At 30.1% G+C, this 2,168-nt stretch carries 1 protein-coding gene; it reads left to right on the top strand.

The genetic code is table 11. The annotated features are described in order from the left end of the window. Positions 1–2,168 (top strand): DNA methyltransferase (locus H6F62_RS20285; RefSeq protein WP_347238729.1); only part of this gene is annotated, 2,168 nt, incomplete at both ends.

Below are 2,168 nucleotides of genomic sequence, written 5' to 3' on the forward strand. Positions count from 1 at the left end.
ACTAAAGCATTTCAGGAATTAGTTTTATATTTTCTCAGAGAACGTTTAACCGAAAAAAATCTAGAACTGAAATATTTAATAGCAACTAATATTTACGAATGGTTTATTTTTGATGCTCAAGATTTTGACAAATTCTTTCAAGACAATAAAACCCTATTTCAACAATTTAAAGATTTTACGGACGGAAGATTAATAAGTAAAAAAACTGATTTCTTTTATCAGGAAATTGCTCAACCTGCTATTACTGAAATTGCAGATAAAATCACTTTTACCCATTTTGATATTCGAGAATATCAAGAATATTTACAACCTGGAGAAAATCCTGATGATCATAAATTAATTCCACTGTTTAAATTACTTTCTCCAGAACATTTATTAAAGTTACCTTTCGCTGATAGCAATACTCTTGATAAAGGATTTTATCATGAATTATTACATATTATCGGTTTAACAGAAGTTAAAGAAGGTGGTAAAAAACTCATTCAACGCAAAAAATCAAATAAGAGAAATGTCGGTTCACTCATGGAAAATGCTATGATCCAACTTGATAGTTTAGATAAAATCTCTCAACTCAAAGAACCAGAACAATTTGGAGAAACTGACCAAGTACAACTTTTTAATATTGGTTTAGAATTAGCAATTACTTGGGTAAATAGAATCCTCTTTCTCAAACTATTAGAAGCACAATTAATTAAATATCATCAAAATGATTTAGCTTGGGGATTTTTGAATTTAAATAAGGTGCAAAATTATGATGATCTTAATAGTCTATTTTTTAGTGTATTAGCACGAAAACCAGAAGACAGAAACGAGGGTTTTAAAAACAAATTTGCTCATGTTCCTTATTTAAATAGTTCTTTATTTGAACCTACGGAAATGGAACAAGCAACAATTTTTATTAGTAATTTGAGAAATGAGAAATTAGAAATTTTTCCTGCTACTGTCTTAAAAGATAATAACGGGAAAAAACGATTTGGTGAAATTAACGCTTTAGAATATTTATTTGAATTTCTGGACGCTTATGATTTTAGTAGTGAAACTGGGGAAGAAATTCAAGAGGAGAATAAAAGATTAATTAATGCGTCTGTACTGGGTTTAATTTTCGAGAAAATTAATGGTTATCAAGACGGTTCTTTCTTTACTCCCGGTTTTATTACTATGTATATGTGTCGGGAAACAATTAGAAAAGCGGTTGTTCAGAAGTTTAATGAAGTTAAAGGTTGGAGTTGTGAAAATATTGATGATTTATATGATAGGATAGAGGATAAAAAAGATGCTAATACGATTATTAATAGTTTAAAAATATGTGATCCTGCGGTAGGTTCAGGACATTTTTTAGTTTCGGCTTTGAATGAAATTATCGCAATTAAAAGCGAATTGAAGATTTTACTGGATAGGGAAGGTAAAAGATTGAAGGAATATCAGATTGAAGTTGTGAATGATGAGTTAATTGTGATTGATGAGGATGGTTTATTATTTGAGTATAATCCTAAAAGTCAAGAAAGTCAACGGGTGCAGGAAACTTTGTTTTATGAGAAACAAAGGATTATTGAAGGTTGTTTATTTGGGGTGGATATTAACTCTAATTCTGTGAAAATATGTCAGTTGCGGTTATGGGTTGAACTTTTGAAAAATGCTTATTATAAGACCTCAACCCTAAATAGGGGAGAGTTGGAGACTTTACCTAATATTGATATTAATATTAAATGTGGTAATTCTTTAATTAGTCGTTTTGCTTTAGATAGTGATTTGCGACCAGCTTTAAATAGAAGTAAATACAGTATGGAAAGTTATAGAAATGCTGTTAAAACTTACCGCAATGCTGAAAATAAGGAGCAAAAGCGGGAAATGAAAAAATTGATTGCTGATATTAAGGGTAATTTTAAAACAACTTTAGGATTAAGTGATGTCAATAAGACTAAGTTAAGAAGGTTAGAGGGTGAGGTTGAGAATTTGGAGAATCAAATTTTTTTGATTCCAGAAACTAAAGCTGAGAGAACGAAGCGGGAGAAAAAAATTGCTAAGTTGAATAATGAAATTGATAAGTTACGGGTGGAAATTGAGGAAATAGAAAATGGTAGAATGTATGAAAATGCTTTGGAATGGCGCTTTGAGTTTCCTGAAGTGTTAAATAATGATGGTGTTTTTGTTGGTTTTGATGTGGTTAT

The sequence above is a fragment of the Anabaena sp. FACHB-1391 genome, assembly GCF_014696755.1.
Lineage (GTDB): Bacteria > Cyanobacteriota > Cyanobacteriia > Cyanobacteriales > Nostocaceae > Dolichospermum > Dolichospermum planctonicum.